This window comes from Pseudoalteromonas sp. H105 (genome assembly GCF_001469215.1).
Lineage (GTDB): Bacteria > Pseudomonadota > Gammaproteobacteria > Enterobacterales > Alteromonadaceae > Pseudoalteromonas.
The window spans coordinates 204,916-221,340 of sequence record NZ_LOFH01000003.1 but is presented as its reverse complement, the minus strand read 5'-3'; the positions used below and the strand labels follow the sequence as shown (position 1 = coordinate 221,340).

General features: G+C 40.6%; 14 protein-coding genes. 4 read left to right on the top strand and 10 right to left on the bottom strand.

The features are described 5' to 3' along the window. Window positions 1-16 precede the first annotated feature (16 nt). The 6 genes from fliH to ATS75_RS07160 form a co-directional block, all read right to left on the bottom strand. Window positions 17-829 carry a flagellar assembly protein FliH gene (fliH, locus tag ATS75_RS07185; RefSeq protein WP_058559767.1) on the bottom strand — a complete coding sequence of 271 codons (813 nt, stop codon included), beginning with the start codon at window positions 827-829 and terminating at the stop codon, window positions 17-19. A gap of 3 nt (window positions 830-832) precedes the next feature. Continuing rightward, window positions 833-1,879, bottom strand: coding sequence for a flagellar motor switch protein FliG (fliG, locus tag ATS75_RS07180; RefSeq protein ID WP_058559766.1), 1,047 nt, complete (start codon window positions 1,877-1,879; stop codon window positions 833-835). Continuing rightward, window positions 1,872-3,590: a flagellar basal-body MS-ring/collar protein FliF gene (fliF, locus tag ATS75_RS07175; RefSeq protein ID WP_058559765.1), complete on the bottom strand. Its 1,719-nt coding sequence runs from the start codon at window positions 3,588-3,590 to the stop codon at window positions 1,872-1,874. Before fliF ends, fliG begins: the two co-directional genes overlap by 8 nt. Before the next feature lie 21 nt (window positions 3,591-3,611). Next, window positions 3,612-3,947 (bottom strand): flagellar hook-basal body complex protein FliE, encoded by a 336-nt coding sequence (gene fliE / locus ATS75_RS07170; RefSeq protein ID WP_058559764.1) that lies wholly within the window; start codon window positions 3,945-3,947, stop codon window positions 3,612-3,614. 164 nt (window positions 3,948-4,111) lie between these two features. Continuing rightward, window positions 4,112-5,533: a sigma-54-dependent transcriptional regulator gene (locus ATS75_RS07165; protein WP_058559763.1), complete on the bottom strand. Its 1,422-nt coding sequence runs from the start codon at window positions 5,531-5,533 to the stop codon at window positions 4,112-4,114. Then, window positions 5,530-6,639: a sensor histidine kinase gene (locus ATS75_RS07160; protein WP_058559762.1), complete on the bottom strand. Its 1,110-nt coding sequence runs from the start codon at window positions 6,637-6,639 to the stop codon at window positions 5,530-5,532. Before ATS75_RS07160 ends, ATS75_RS07165 begins: the two co-directional genes overlap by 4 nt. A 124-nt stretch (window positions 6,640-6,763) precedes the next feature. Between ATS75_RS07160 and ATS75_RS07155 the strand changes: the two genes are divergently transcribed. Continuing rightward, window positions 6,764-7,351, top strand: a complete 588-nt coding sequence (locus tag ATS75_RS07155) for a DNA-3-methyladenine glycosylase I (RefSeq protein ID WP_058559761.1) — start codon at window positions 6,764-6,766, stop codon at window positions 7,349-7,351. Window positions 7,352-7,397: 46 nt separating this feature from the next. Here the strand turns inward: ATS75_RS07155 and ATS75_RS07150 are convergent, their stop codons facing one another. Beyond that, the gene (locus tag ATS75_RS07150; protein WP_058559760.1) at window positions 7,398-8,834 is read right to left on the bottom strand and encodes a sigma-54 dependent transcriptional regulator; all 1,437 of its coding nucleotides are present in this window, start codon (window positions 8,832-8,834) and stop codon (window positions 7,398-7,400) included. Between the two features lie 163 nt (window positions 8,835-8,997). Continuing rightward, on the bottom strand, window positions 8,998-9,783 hold the full coding sequence (locus tag ATS75_RS07145) for a flagellin (RefSeq protein WP_058559934.1): 786 nt from the start codon (window positions 9,781-9,783) through the stop codon (window positions 8,998-9,000). Window positions 9,784-9,979: 196 nt separating this feature from the next. On the opposite strand from ATS75_RS07145, the gene pseB reads away from it, so the two are divergent. The 3 genes from pseB to ATS75_RS07130 are packed head-to-tail and all read left to right on the top strand — an operon-like array spanning window position 9,980 to window position 13,325. Further along, window positions 9,980-10,981, top strand: a complete 1,002-nt coding sequence (pseB, locus tag ATS75_RS07140) for a UDP-N-acetylglucosamine 4,6-dehydratase (inverting) (RefSeq protein ID WP_058559933.1) — start codon at window positions 9,980-9,982, stop codon at window positions 10,979-10,981. After that, on the top strand, window positions 10,978-12,132 hold the full coding sequence (pseC, locus tag ATS75_RS07135; protein WP_058559759.1) for a UDP-4-amino-4,6-dideoxy-N-acetyl-beta-L-altrosamine transaminase: 1,155 nt from the start codon (window positions 10,978-10,980) through the stop codon (window positions 12,130-12,132). Before pseB ends, pseC begins: the two co-directional genes overlap by 4 nt. A gap of 56 nt (window positions 12,133-12,188) precedes the next feature. Continuing rightward, window positions 12,189-13,325, top strand: a complete 1,137-nt coding sequence (locus ATS75_RS07130; RefSeq protein ID WP_058559758.1) for a Gfo/Idh/MocA family protein — start codon at window positions 12,189-12,191, stop codon at window positions 13,323-13,325. Window position 13,326: 1 nt separating this feature from the next. Here ATS75_RS07130 and ATS75_RS07125 read toward each other — a convergent pair whose 3' ends face one another. Further along, a complete protein-coding gene (locus ATS75_RS07125) occupies window positions 13,327-14,850 on the bottom strand; it encodes a class I adenylate-forming enzyme family protein (protein ID WP_058559757.1) in 1,524 nt (507 codons plus the stop codon). Then, complete coding sequence (locus ATS75_RS07120; RefSeq protein WP_058559756.1) at window positions 14,840-16,423, bottom strand: hypothetical protein; 1,584 nt, start codon at window positions 16,421-16,423, stop codon at window positions 14,840-14,842. The genes ATS75_RS07125 and ATS75_RS07120 overlap by 11 nt, the downstream gene beginning before the upstream one ends. Between the last annotated feature and the right edge of the window lie 2 nt (window positions 16,424-16,425).

The window sequence follows — 16,425 nt, the reverse complement described above, 5'->3', positions numbered from 1 at the left end:
CAAACCATTAATTAGCTTAGATACCACTACTATGCAAAAAACTATCCAATGTTTCTTTGACACGGTTTTTTAGTGTCATATCTATTGACGATTGGGGGGTTTTAACTTGGCACCCTCCACGTTCAAGTGTTGGTTCGGGGACTAGCTGCCACAAGCTTTCTGCTATAGCTTGTTCGCCATAGCTATTTTTAACTAACTCAATATCATCAGGGTTTAAGTGGACACGCACAGGCTGCTGCTGATCTCCCAATGCATCAATACATTGCTTAAGGCTCTGCAACAACACATCCGGTGATGTTTTCACCTCTTGGTATACCAGCGCTTCTGCAAGCATAACCGCAAGCTGAACTAATTGCTTTTCAGCCTCTTCCTCTACTTGATGAAGCGGCGCCGTTAAATTATCTATGATTGATTTTAAAGCGGTTAACTGCTCTTCAATTAGCGGTTTAACTTCTTCTTGACCTTGTGTTTTACCAAGTTCAACGCCTTCTTTATAGCCAGCTTCCTTTCCTTCGGAGACCCCTTTTTCAAAGCCATCGATATAACCTTGTTCATGACCTTGCTTTAAACCTTCTTCATAAGCATCTTGTCGTATACGCTCAAGCTCTGCCATTGTTAAATTCGGTAATGCTTCTTCAGGCTCAGGCTCTTCAATAGGCTCTTTGACTTCTTTTCGATACAATTCAGCCAGTGGCGTACCAAACGCGGTAGAGCGACCATCATATTTTCGAGTATCTTGTGTAACATCAGGAATAGGCCAATTTTGTAATAGCTCATCAGCTTCATTCGCTGTTAATGGCTGACCTTGAGTAGAGCGAGGCTTATTCATGGTTTACAGGAACTCCTCACCACCGCCGCCGCCGAGCATAATCTCGCCAGAATCAGCCAAACGTCGTGCTGTAGATAAAATTTCTTTTTGGGCCGCTTCAACTTCACTAATACGCACCGGTGCCATTGCTTCTAGATCATCGGCTAGCATATCGGCCGCACGTTTTGACATATTACCAAGAATTTTGTCCTTGAGGCCTTCATCCGTTCCTTTAATCGCCTTCATTAATACATCTTGCTGAACTTCACGTAAGATAGCTTGGATGCCTCTATCTTCAACATCCATTAAGTTTTCAAATACAAACATTAAATCTTGAATTTGTTGAGACATCTCTTCGTCATGTTCACGAATTGAATCCATCAATTGGCCTTCGATGTTAGTATCAAGGTAGTTCATTATATCTGCAGCCGCTTTCAAGCCACCCATTTTAGCTGCTTGTGCCCCTGCTTGACCGGCAAACTGCTTCTCCATGATTTCGTTCAATTCTTGCAGTGCCGCTGGTTGAACTTCTTCAAGGTTTGCGATACGCATTGTCAAATCTAATCTAACTTTCTCAGGAAACTGCGCAAGAATTTCCGCAGACTGCTCTGGCTCAAGATATGATAAAACAATTGTCTGTATCTGAGGGTGCTCATTACGGATAATATTAGCAACCTGTTTAGAGTCCATCCATTTTAACGAATCAAGGCCTTTTGCACCTGACCCCATAACAATTTGATCTATCAAGCTCGCTGCTTTGTCTTCACCCAGTGCCGCTGTTAGCGCCTTTTTGATAAAGTCTTCAGATTGAAAACCTATCGTACTAAAGCTTTGTATTTGCTCGATGAATAAATTATGGACCGCACTGATTTTAGCTTGCGATAAATCATCAATTGCAGCCATGGCCATACCCACTTTTTGCACTTGCTTTGGTTCTAAGTGCTTGAGTATTTGGGCTGCATCTTCTTCAGATAAGCTAAGTAGCAAGATGGCGGCTTTATCAACACCATCTAGTTTATCAACGTCAAAGGCTGCTGGTAATTGTTTTTGTTCTGGCTCTTGATCAGTCATCTTCTGTTAACCACGCTTTCACAACTTGTGATGATAATTCTGGTTCATTGGCAACGAGAGCACGTACCGCTTTAAGTAAATCTTCATCGCCATGAAGGTCTGGTAACTGTAGTGTACCATCACTTGCAAAGCCAACCGAAGCAGAATCAAAGTCTTTATTTAGCATATCGAGTGTATTGTCGCCAATATCTACACCTGAACTTAATGCGTCATCATCATACTCTTCTAGTGTATCATCTGGGTAAATCAGACGTTTCAGCATTGGCTTAACAACGAATATAATCAGTACAATTATAACCAATGCACCTAATACTAAACGCACCACTTTCATAAACCAACTTTGTTCCCATAGTGGCACCTCTTCAGCAACCGCTAATTGCTCACGTACGAATGGTACAGTAACAACTTCTAGGGCATCACCACGTTGTAAATCAAAACCCACACCGCCTTGCAATAGGCGACGAATATTTGACAATGCTTCAACAGAGCGCGGCACCATCGTTGTTTCGCCGTTTTCACCCACTGTAGGTAAGTAATCAACCGCGACTGAAACACTAATTCGACGAATAACCCCTGTTTGTTGACGCTTATGTGAAATAGTCGTGTCTAATTCATAGTTACGTGTAGCTTCTTTATGGCTACTGCTTGGCGTCGTGCCTGAGCCTGCCCCCCCCTGACCTGCAACTTCTGGAATGTTCGAGTTGGTTGGAGGTTGATTTGTTAATGCACCTGGTATGCCAACCGCTAGGCCACCAATGTTGTTTTCCTCAAATGTAGTTTCACTTCTCACAGCAGGTAAGTCTGGATTAAAACGCTTTTGTGTTTCCTCAATGGCACTAAAATCCATGCTTAAATCAACTTGCGCCGTGTAATTCCCCATACCAATAACAGGCATTAAAATACTGTCGATTTTTTGAAGGTATTCTTGTTCACGCTTGCGTTCAATGTCGTACTCTTTTCTTGAGCGAGCCCCTAACGAACTTTGAGAGCCAGAATTTAATAAACGACCATTTTGATCTGTCACCGTTACACGTGATGGTGATAACCCTTGAACAGCTGAAGCAATTATATCGACAATAGAATCAACTTCCTCACTATCAAGCATGCGACCACGTTTAAGTGTTAATACAACGGTTGCAGAGGGTTCTTTTTCACGACGAGCAAATACGTTTTCTTTTGGAATGGCTAATAATACTTTTGCACGAGTGACATTCTTTAGCTCTTCAATAGTTCGCGCTAGCTGCTGCTCGCGGCCATGCTTTAAACGCTCACGCTCTAGCCGTTGGCTTACACCAAACCCCATATCTTGCATAATGATATCGGTACCGGATGTAGGTGCTTGGTCTAACCCTTCGCGCGTCATAAGAAGTTTTATGTTTTGATACTCGTCCTCTGCAACTGAAATCAGGTTACCATCAAGTTCGTATTCAATTTTTTGCGCGTCTAAAAAATCAAGTGTTTGGATGAGCTCTTCTGTTGGCATTTTCCCCAACGGACGCATATCAGGCTGACGCGCCCAAATAATGACAAAAATTGCAATGGCTAAGCAAATAGCTAATGCGATAATTAATGTGACCTGACGCAATACGTCAACACCGTTTAACGCACTTAAATAACCAGATTTCTGCTCTTGTTGGTCGTCGTTATCATTTTGGTTGATAGCACCACCGCCAGCTAATGCAAGGTCGGTTGATTGATTAGATTGCGCCACAATAATTCTCCACTACCTAATTTAAACAGGCATGCTCATAATTTCTTTGTAAGACTCAACAAGTTTGTTACGAACTTGAACCGTAGCCTCAAACGCAACAGATGATTTTTGAGAAGCAATCATCACTTCTGCAAGCGATACACTGCGATCGCCCATTTCAAGTGCAGTGACTTTTTCTTTTGCCTCTCGTTGATGATTGCTAACAGTGTCTAATGCATTTGTTAGTAGATCACCAAATTGTGCAGATGACGTGGGTTGTGTTTGTTGCGTTGGAATAGCATTACTTGAATTACTACGGCCAGCTTCAAGAGCCATAGACTGCATTTCTTGGAATAACGCACTATTTTGAATTTTCATAATTATCTCTGACGATGCACTTTACTAATAACTTAATAAAGCACAAATCATGCCAAAAAATAAACCTTTAAATTCAATTGCTTACATATTTGTTTAATTGTCAGAGTTTTGACATGAAGACACTCAGCATTGCTGAGTGTCTTTTTTATGATTCGATTTGGTGTTTAAGCTGGTAGGGCAATACCTAAATCTCGCATTTGCGCTAATTTATAACGCAATGTTCTTGGGCTTATACCTAATGTCTCTGCCACATCTTTTCGCTTACCCCGACAACGCGTTAGCGTTTCCAGGATAATGCGATGCTCTTTGTCTTTCAGTTCATCTTTATATGTGCCGGAATCTAAGCTTGGTAATACTTCGGTCATTTCATTTTCGCATGCTTTAGCTGCAATTGTTGGACTCGCAACGTCGTTACCTATATGTGGTGCAACCGAGCTCGCACTCACAAATGAATTCGGAGTGAGGTTTTCAATAAAGATAGCCTGCTCATCGATAACATCACCGCTTCTTAAAATTAATGCGCGTTGGATAACATTATCAAGCTCACGAACATTACCTGGCCATTGATGTGAAAGCAGTTTTTGCTGTGCCCTCTCACTCAGCTGAGCAATCGATTCTTTACTTTTTGTTAAATGGCGTTCAATTAAATGTTTAGCTAATACAACGATATCGCCCGGGCGTTCACATAGCGGACGCCACATTAACGGAAACACATTTAATCTATAATATAAGTCTTCTCTAAATTTATGTTCACTGACAGCTTCTTTTAAATCACGGTTGCTGGTTGCTAGTACACGAACGTTAAGCTTAATTGTTTTACGCCCACCTAGGCGCTCGACTTCACGCTCTTGCAATACTCGTAGCAACTTGGCTTGTAGACTTAAATCCATCTCTGTGATTTCATCAAGCAAAATAGTGCCACCTTGAGCTTGTTCAAACTTACCTGGGCACGCTTGAATCGCCCCTGTAAAAGCACCTTTTTCATAGCCAAATAATGTGGCCTCTAACATATTTTCTGGAATAGCCGCACAGTTAATGGCAACAAACGGCTCATTTGATCGCTCTGATTTATCGTGGATAAAGCGCGCAAGCACTTCTTTACCTGAACCACTTGGGCCAAGTACCATAACGCTCGCATCAGATTTTGCAACTTTTGCGGCAAGTTCAAGCAATTGAATACTGGATGGGTCGGCAACTATCGGGCCATCCGTTTCTTTTTCAGGCTCTGGTAAGTAACGGCTCACCATGTTTAATAGGACTTCTGGTGCAAACGGTTTCGCCATGTAGTCAATAGCGCCTAAGCGCATCGCCTCTACAGCATCATCAATCGTCGCATATGCGGTCATCATCAATACAGGTAAATCAGGGTAGTTAAGATTAATGCTACGCAGTAAATCTAAGCCACTCATGGCCCCCATTTGCACATCACTAACCACTAAAGAAAAGCTGTCTTTCTTTAACAGCAGCATAGCTTGCTCAGCACTATCGGCCGCAACACACGCAATGCCTGAAATCTCAAGGGTATCAATGAGCGCTTCTCTTAGGCCTGCGTCGTCCTCAACAACTAATATCGTGTTATTGTTCATAATGCCTCCACTGACTTTGATTCGCAAATAGGTAACAACAAGCTAAAGCATGCTCCACCCTGTAAGTTATTACTCACCTCGGTTCTACCTTGATGCGCACTTGCTACAGAGCTCACTACCGCTAGCCCCAAGCCAGTACCTTGGCTTTTAGTGGTAAAAAATGGTTCAAATAACCTTTCCGCCTGCGAGATATCAACACCGGGGCCATTGTCACTCACGCTGATGCGCACTGAACACGGTGACTCTTCATCACGGACTGCGTTAATTGTAACAACAGCTCCCGCACCGATTATTTGAATACTGTTATGGATCAAGTTTTGAATAGCGCTCGCAAGTGCTGTTTTATTTCCCGTAATAGTGATATCTGGTTCAGGTAGATTTACAATTAATTCGCTTTGGTTAAGGGCAACCATGGCGTCTGCCCCAGTTTTTACTTCAGTTAAAAGCTGTTGCATTGATACTTGCTCAACGACTTGCTGATCACCGCTCTTAGCAAACAACAACATATCGTTTACTTGAGTTTCCAAATCTTTTAAACGCGACATTAACTTAGTATGGAAGCTACCACGCGAACTCTCAGGCAATCGTTTAGAGCCTAAATTAGCAGCATAAAGCATTGCTGCAGAGAGCGGTGTTCTTACCTGATGTGCTAAAGAAGCCACCATTTTGCCAAGCGCACTTAAGCGTTGCATGTGTGCCACTCTCGTCTGGAGTCGTCTTGTTTCTGTTAAGTCTGTCATCAAAATTAGCTGACCGGGTTCTGGTGCTAGTGCGGTGATATCCAGTTTAATGAGTCGACCATCTTTTAAAGACACTTCATGACCATCATCTTGCTGAGGGCGAAACGAACGCTGAATGATGTTAAACCACTTTTCCCCTTCAAGAGGTTCGCCTAGCATATCAATAGCAATTTGATTCGCTTTTGCAATCATCCCCCTGCCATCGAGCACAATAACCCCCGCAGGCATGGTATCAACCAAATGACTCAGCCAACTTGCTTGCTGGCGAAGTTCACTCAGCTCTCCCACATACTCTTCTTGCTGAAGGCATGGGTTATATTGTCTCGCTGTGATAAATTGTGGTTTCAACACATTTGCAAGTGCCATAGTTAACTCTCTAAAAAGGTTCTCTAAGGTGGTAAATGCACGATTCGTACCAAAATATATTAACTATAATTCATAAACTTAGCTCTTATTTGGCGCGACAATAAACTGACACAAGGAAAAGACAATGCAAACAAATGTGCGATGTCGCTGTCCATGGCTTGATACAACTAAATCAGATTATGTGGATTATCATGATAACGAGTGGGGAGTACCTCTTTATGATGACCAGAAACTATTTGAGTTTATCACGCTTGAATCTGCTCAAGCAGGGTTGAGCTGGTACACAATTCTAAAAAAACGCGCTGGATACAAACAAGCTTTTGAAAATTTTAATGTTGCAAAAGTGGCGTTATTTACAGACAACGATGTTGATCGTTTGATGCTGTTTGAAGGCATAGTGCGAAACCGTTTAAAGATTGCAGCCACTATCAACAACGCGAAACGCTTTATTGAAATACAGCAAGAGTTTGGTAGTTTTAGTCACTATCAATGGCAGTTTGTCGGTGGAAAGCCGCTCGTAAGCAATTTAGATAAACTAAATGACTACCCAGCGGTTACCGAAGAATCAACATTATTTGCGAAAGATTTAAAAAAGCGTGGTTTTAAGTTTTTAGGCCCTACCACAGTGTATGCTCACATGCAGGCATGTGGCATGGTTAACGACCATAGTAATGATTGCTTTAGAAAAGCAGAGATAATAAAAGAGTATTAATAACGATGTACTTTGTAAAGATGGGATGGTTTAACCTAACGCGCAATTAGTCTCGCGATAGGTTATATTTTTTCATTTTTTCAACGAGAGTTGTACGTCTGACCCCAAGAATTTCTGCTGCACGAGCAACAACATAATCATACCGTTCAAGTGCTTGAGTTATTAAGCTGATTTCCAGCTCTGCTAAATACTCCTTTAACTCAATACCTTCATCAGGTAATAAACTTGCATCCACAGAGTTAATTTCAACCTCAGGCTCATCATCGTAGTCACTGAAACCCGTACTGAAAATATCGTTAAATGCATCACGCTCCATCAGTTCTTCAGGATACTCTGGTTCATAAGCATCAACTTCAATGTAGCGGTATTTGGCTGGTAAATCTGGAACGTCTACTACTTTTTCTGGGAACATAATAACCATACGTTCAACGAGGTTAGCCAATTCACGGATATTACCCGGCCAAGCATGCTCTTTGAGACTTTCTACAGCACGCTCTGTAAATTTAGCTGTTGCCCCGCTCTGCTCATTGACGCGACGCATTAGTTCTTTTAACAGTAACGGAATATCATCGGCGCGCTGCGCTAAAGAAGGATTCTCGATGGGGAACACATTTAAACGGTAATAAAGATCTTCCCGAAAAGATCCTTGCTCTATCATATCTTCTAAATTACGGTGCGTTGCTGCAATCACACGCACATCGGCCTGAATAGCTTTTGTGCCACCGACTCGTTCATAGCTTCTTTCTTGCAACACGCGTAATAACTTAACCTGCATTTGTAGTGGCATATCGCCGATTTCATCAAGAAATAGTGTACCACCTTGAGCCAACTCAAAACGCCCTTTACGTGCAGAAATAGCCCCCGTAAATGCGCCTTTTTCGTGACCGAATAACTCACTTTCTAACAGCTCGCCGGGGATCGCTCCACAGTTTACAGGTACAAAGGGGCCTGAGTTACGTTTAGACAATAAATGTACGTTTCGCGCAACCACCTCTTTACCTGTACCAGACTCTCCGAGGATTAAAACGTTTGCGTCTGTTTTTGCTACCTGCTCAATCAAAAAACGAACATCTTTAACGGCATCCGTTTCTCCCACCAAACCATCAAACGACTTATGAGGTTTATGGTGCTTATGATCATTGGGTAACATTCGCTGATATTGCTGGCAGTCATGCAGCAGCTGTGTTGTTACATCATGGTTAAATGGCTCTGAAATTAACCCAACGACATTTGCAATGCTCAGCAAGGGCTTTAAAGTTTCACCAATAAGAAGGAATGGAACCGTAGGATAACGCTTGATCAAACTTTCATGATTAAAACTGTTTAAAGCACCTAAAATAACCATGCATTCTTGTTTTTGGTAACTGCTACACTCTTGCTCAAATGTATCTTCAGCAAGGTTTAACACTGTTTCACCGATAAAAGTCAGTGAAGCATGTAAACCAATCGCACGATTATTATTATTATCTAAGATTAAGATCATTAGTTAGCGAACCACAGTCACAACAAGCTATTAATAAAGTAAATTGTAAGCGAGTTTGACAGGGATGCAAGCATTGAGTGGCAGTTTTTTGACATCATTGCCAAAAAACTGCCGTTAAAGAGAAGATAAGTAATACTTAATAATTACTGTTTTAAAATCAACCTTATAGTAAGCCTAAAATAGACTCAGCAGATTGATTTGCTTGACCACGCAAAGCCATAGAAGCTTGAGATAAAACATCGTTAGATATTTGCTGAGAAACAGCCTGAGCATAGTTAGTATCTTGAATACGACTTTGGCTTGCAGCAATATTTTCCTGTTGAGTACCTAACCCTTTAATTGTACTCGCTAGCGTATTTTGAAAAGCCCCTAGTTCTGCACGCTGGGCATTTATATCTTCACTTGCTTGCTCGCTAATGTCGAGTGCAGCTTGAGCACCCGCTTGGGTTGAAATATCAATAGTTGATAGCGCAGATGCAAAACTACCGTCTGTAGAATTAACCGTTTGATTGGTATTTGCATCAGCACCAACTTGAAACGAGACAGCTTGACCATCAAATAAAGGCTTTCCTGCAAAACTCGCATTCTCAAACGTTTCAGATATTTGACTTTGCAGCTGTACAACCTCTTCTTGCAAGGCACTGCGGTCACTATCGTTTAGCGCTCCATTACCTGCCTGAATAGATAACTCTTTGATTCGAGACACAGCGTCATTAACATTAGATAAATTTGATTCTGTCGCTTGCGAATATGAAATGCCATCGTATGCATTATCTACAGCCTGACTATAACCGTTTTGCTGAGAGGTTAAACGGTCGATAATTTGTAAAGCGGCTGCATCATCTGCCGCTGAATTTACTTTTTTACCTGTAGCAAGTTGTTCTAAAAGCTTATTACCCGTTTGCTGGGTTTGGTTTAAAATATTTGATGAGGGTGATTGAATTTTCATAACAGGGCTCCGACACACTGAATTGGTTAAATTATAGCTTAATTTGCCAATTTTTGCACTATGTACCATGGTTTAATTAAATTAACTTGGCATCGTGCTTGCTATCAAACTAAGTTAATATGTAAAGTACTGAGAAAAGTGCCAAAATTTCACAATGCGTATAAAAACGCCAATGATAAATAACTTGGATAACATTATGTTCGATAACAAAACAATTCTAATTACCGGTGGTACCGGATCATTCGGTAAAAAATACGTAAAAACTCTACTTGAGCGATACAATCCGAAAAAGATCATTATCTTCTCACGTGATGAACTCAAACAGTTCGAAATGCAACAAGAGTTTGATCAACCATGCATGCGTTATTTCATCGGTGATGTCCGCGATAAAGACCGCTTAAGAAGAGCTATGCGGGGCGTTAATTACGTTATACATGCAGCTGCCCTCAAACAAGTGCCGGCCGCTGAATACAACCCTATGGAATGTATCAAAACGAATATTAATGGTGCAGAAAACGTCATTGATGCTGCCCTTGATAATGATGTTGAAAAAGTTATTGCGCTCTCTACTGACAAAGCCGCTAACCCAATTAACTTATACGGTGCGACTAAACTTGCATCTGACAAACTATTTGTTGCTGCAAATAATATTGCAGGTGGGAATCAAACTACTTTTTCAGTTGTGCGCTATGGCAATGTAGTATGTTCAAGAGGCTCCGTAGTCCCTATTTTCCAAAAATTTATTGACCAAGGCCGTGACCATATCCCGATCACACATGATGAAATGACTCGGTTTTGGATAAGCCTACAACAAGGTGTAGATTTTGTATTAACTAATTTTGAACGCATGCTCGGAGGTGAGATTTTTGTGCCTAAGATTCCCTCAATCCGAATTACAGATTTAGCTAAAGCAATGGCGCCAGATTTACCAGTTAAAATTATTGGTATTCGCCCTGGTGAAAAACTGCATGAAGTTATGTGTCCGGCTGATTTATGTTTTGATACTTATGAGTTTAATGACCACTTTGTAATTGCCCCTGGTATTAAGTTTAGCAGTCGATGTAATAACTTTGACACCAATGCATTAAATGAGCGCGGCAAAAAAGTAGACATTGGTTTTGAATATAACTCATTAAGTAATCCTCATTTTATGACGATAGAAGAAATAAGCGCATTTAATGTTCAGGCAATTTTATGATCCCTTATGGCAAACAATCCATTAGTCAAACTGATATTGACGCTGTAGTAGAGGTACTAAAGTCAGATTGGCTTACCCAAGGGCCAAAAGTTCCCGAATTTGAAACTTCGGTTACAAATTACTGCAAAGCTGAATTTGGTGTTGCGGTTAACAGTGCAACGTCTGCCTTGCATATAGCTTGTTTAGCGCTTGAGGTTGGCAGTAACGACATCGTTTGGACATCGCCTATTTCATTTGTCGCCTCAGCTAACTGCGCATTGTATTGTGGTGCAACTGTTGATTTTGTTGATATTGATTTAGATACCGGCAATATGTCAGTAAATGAACTTGAAAAAAAATTAATTCTAGCAAAACAAAACAATTGTTTACCTAAAGTTGTGATCCCAGTCCATTTGGCGGGTCAGTCTTGTGACATGAAAGCAATCCATCAGCTTGCTACACACTATGGCGTTAAAATAATTGAAGATGCATCCCACGCTATCGGGGGTAAATATTTAGATAAACCAATAGGCTGTTGTGAATTTTCAGATATTTGTGTTTTTAGCTTTCATCCTGTAAAAATCATCACAAGTGCAGAAGGCGGCATGGCCGTCACCAATAATCAAGAGCTAGCAAAGCGCTTAAGAAAATTAAGAAGCCACGGTATCACATCTGATCCAACCGAAATGACCGAGCCAAGTCATGGCCCTTGGTACTACCAACAAGTAGAGCTTGGTTTTAATTACCGAATGACTGATTTGCATGCCGCATTAGGTATTAGCCAGCTAAGTAAAGTTGATGAGTTTGTTAACCAGCGCCACTTTTTAGCTCAAATATATGATACACACTTAGATCTTAATCTGATTCGCCCATTGCAACAAAACAACACATGCTATTCAGCCTATCATTTATATATAGTTCAACTTACAGATAGCGATATAGAACAGCACAAAAATGTAATAACCCAACTTCGGGCTGCCGGTATTATTGGTCATCTGCATTATATCCCAATACATTTGCAGCCTTATTATAAAGCTATGGGCTTTAGTGCTGGTGACTTCCCTAATGCTGAAAAATATTACCAGAGGGCTATTACTCTGCCCTTACATCCGACGTTGCAAGACCACGAAGTGCATTTAGTAATTAACACCTTACATCAAATCTTAAATTAAAGTTTTCAACCTTTTTGACGATATAAATATGTCACTTTATGAAATATGAGGCTGCTATGCTACAAACTCACCCAACGTTCAAACTCGCATTTATTGGCGGGGGCAACACATCTGCGGTTGGCTATGTGCACTTTTGTGCAGCTCACATGGATCATAAATTTCAAGTTGTTGCTGGTGCTTTTTGTCGTAACCAAGAAAACAACAAAGCGACAGGTGTTCATTGGGGTGTTTCTTCTGAACGTGTTTACGATGATTGGAAGCTCATGGTCGAAGCTGAAAAGGATCTCGTTGATGCTTTTGTAGTGCTCACTCCTACGCCACATCATTTAGAAGTTCTACAATATTTATTTGAAAAAAAACACCCTGTGATTTGTGAAAAAGCCATGGTCTGTGGCCCACAAGAAATCGCCGTACTTAAACCATATTACGACCCTGAAAAACAATTTTTAGCAGTAACCTTTAACTACAGTGGGTATGCTATGGTGCGAGAATTAAAGCACCTCATTAGTTCAGGAAAGTTAGGGGAAATTCAAAAAATTCATTTAGAAATGCCGCAAGAGGGCTTTCGCCGACCGCCCGATATCGCAGGTAAAACGTCGCAACCGCAAGCGTGGCGCTTGCAAGACGCTGAAGTACCTACAATCTGCCTAGACTTAGGTGTACACCTTCACCATCTAAGTAGTTTTTTATTAAATGAAGAACCAAGCCACACCCTTGCAGAGTTTAGTAACCACTCTCAATACACAAACTTAGTCGATGACGTACAAATGCTAATAAAGTATGCCAGTGGTATAAAAGGTAGCATGTGGATGTCAAAAACAGCCATTGGTCACCGAAATGGACTACAAGTTAGAGTTTATGGTGATATTGGTAGTGCTAAGTGGCTGCAACTAAACCCAGATGAGTTAGAACTTAATTTTAACGATGGTCGACGGGAAATCTTAGACCGTGCAGGCCAATGTGATTACGCCCACCAATTTAGATATAACCGAATGAAACCAGGCCACCCAACTGGCTTTGTCGAAGCATTTGCAAACTTATACAGCGACATAGCCGAGGAGTTGACTTTTTTTCAGCAAGGTAAAAAAAGCCAAAAACCTTATGTGTTTGGTTTAGAGCATGCAGCAGATGGTTTAAACCTGTTTGCTGCCGCAAAACGCTCAACACAAACGCTTACCTGGGAAGATGTTTAAATTACACTTTACTCTGTAAGTATGCATGTTTGATGCTTGGCTTATGAATTTTACCCATTTCTGTTTTTGGTAAAGCGGTCATATCAAATAAAATTCGTGGTTGTTGATAGTCAGTTAGCTCTTTTAGTAAATGCATTTGTAATTGGGCCTTTGCATTGCTAGGGGCATTATTGCTAGATACGTATGCTAACAAAATAACTTCTCCAAATTTTTCATCCTCGATACCAAATGCTGCACACTCTTCCACCCAAGGTAAATAATTGCTTACCAACTCTATATCACTTGGATAAACATTTATTCCCCCAGATTTGATGACTTCTTTGGTTCTGCCTACATAATAAAGGTAGCCATTTTCATCTAGATGACCTAGATCTCCAGTGAAGAAATACCCTTCGCTATCATAACTTTGAGCTGTTTGATCTGGTAAATTATAATACCCTAAAAATGCAGTAGACGAGCAACATGCTATTTCACCTACACTGCCTATAGGTAAAGTCTGACGCTCAGAATCACATATTTTTATTCTCAAGTTTGGTAAAGGTTTACCTACACTATTAATCGGAACATTAGGTTGAGTTATATCAAAATCACTGATAACCCCCATTTCTGATGCTCCGTAGCATTCATGAAAGCGGCAGTTAAGGACTGATAAGAGCAGCTTCTTATCTTCGCTCTCTAGGGTTGCAGAAGATGATACAACACATTTTAAACTTGTTAATTGCGCTTGTTTTAACTTAGGAAGTAACGCTTTTAATTGACTTGAAACAGCAAATAAAAAGCTTACTTTTTGAGCTTCAATCGCATCAAGCCAAGCACCCACAGAAAACTTAGGTAATATAACCACACTCGCACCCAACATTAATGGCATAAGCAATGAGCGCTGTGCTAACGAATGATATAAAGGAGTTGAAACTAACACTACATCAGTTTTATCTAATTGGTAATAATGAGCCGTTGCGTCAAACGCGCGGACAATTTTGGTCGCTTGAGTAAATACGATTGGCTTAGGTTGACCCGTTGAACCAGAGGTCATTGTAAGAATAAAAGGAGCGTTAATATCTGCAAGAAAAGAATCACTGTGTTCAGCAGGTATTGACATTAACGAAGCCATGTCCGTTACTCCGTCAATATCACCACCTACTGAAATGACTTTATCGCTAGGCAATAAATCGTTCTTTACTAGTTGATTTGCAACACTTACCCATGCAATCGCGTAACTGCAATCAGCTACCTGTAACGCTTTTGATAAGGCCTGCCCTTTGAGGGTGAGTGGTAATGGCGCAAGCGCGATACCAAGCTTAGCAGCTGCTAATAAACAATATGTAAACTCTAGGTTATTTGGACAAAATAAAGCAACTTTATGCCCTTGCTTAATTCCAAATCGAGTAAAGCCAACAGCTAAGGAATCTACCTTATTTATTAGCTGTTGATAGTTAATTTGGGTCTGTTGATATATACACGCAACTTTATCAGGTTGAGTAACAGTATGTGCCTGAACAAGCTGATATATATTTTTATTGTGCATTTGGGTCCCACATTACAAAATTAAATTGCTCATCGGCTAAAGGGAATAGCTTTTGCGTAGTTTTATATTCAACAGAGTCTTGTGGCGTTGGTACAAACCCCATATATGTATTTAACAAATTGACGAATTTATTGTCCTTATGGATCACCGCAAGCCAAATAGCGTTAGGATGGCTGTCTTTACAAAAATCAAGCTGCCATTGCAAGGCAAGCATAGCTATAGGTAGTGGAACATCCTGATTACAAGAAAACCAACCACCATACAAATAATTATCTTGGTACAAACTATGCCAGATATACAGGCTTTGGGATTGCTTATCACCTTCTCGCTCTAGAATCACAAAGTTAGAACGTGATTGCTTAAACCACCATAAATAATGATCCAATGCCTCAATGGTGCTTTGCACAGTCATTCTAACACTATTGCTAGGTAAGTTTCTTGCCGATAAATAGCTATTAATATGGGTATCATCAACTTGGCAAACGACCAAACTATTTGTTAACTCAGTCTGTACTTCGCAGTGCTGCTCAGTAATAGCAAAACGATTTGTAGATAACTTCTTACCGACAAGAGCGTCAGCTATTCGTCGCGCCCCATCGCCATCAACCGATACTTTTCTTTTGGCTACCAGCAATTGTAACCTTGGTAATTGACTAATAGCGATATCTATTAACTCTCCTAATCGCGTAAAATCATCAATAGAGGCGTCATTAATATGGAGGTAGTGGCCTAACCACTCCAAAATATCAATATCGTTAGTCTGGTTATCCTCAAGAGAAAAAGTAATAGCAGGTGTTTGGGTCGCCGCACACTCATAAAAAGAGGTGCCTAATGCCCCCACAAAAAGCGAGGCTCTTTCGTAGTACTCTTTTAAACAAGTTACATTTTCTAATATATTAATATTTGGGTGCACTTGCCCAAGAGCGTATATCGTGTCTTTATTCGTTGCGTAAGGGCCTATAACTATATCAAAAAGAGCATTTTCCTTGATGTTTTTTGATAAGCCATCGAATATTTTTTTGATAATCAAAAGGTCACCACCGCCACCTAATGAAAGTAAAACACGAACAGGAAACACTGGCTCCAAAGTGCGCTTTTTAACAGTGCGATATGTGGGATCTAAAATACAATAGCTCGGGCCTAAAAGGCGATTACATTCTGCCGGCACTTGTAATTCATAGCGGCTCTTTGTATTTGGTCCTACCCACTTGTAATCAATCAAAAAATCACAAACATGTTGCCGTTCATTATCATCAATAACCGTTAAGGTAAAACCTGAATCTTTTATCAGCTGCTCGTATTCTAGCGATAATGTATAACTATCAACTATTAAGTGCGATAGGCTATTCTGGCGCATATATTTAATCGTTAAAAGTGCATCCTCTTCATAATTTTGCCAGTGAACATCAGCCACTTTAAAATCTTGGTACAGCGTTTTACTAAACTGACATAAGCCATCAAGTATAAAGTGAACACTCAATTGATGTTGTTTTAATTCAGAAGCTAAATGTTTCATTCGCATTAAATGACCGATGCCATTGTCTTGCCTATTAGTGATACGAATTGCAAACATAA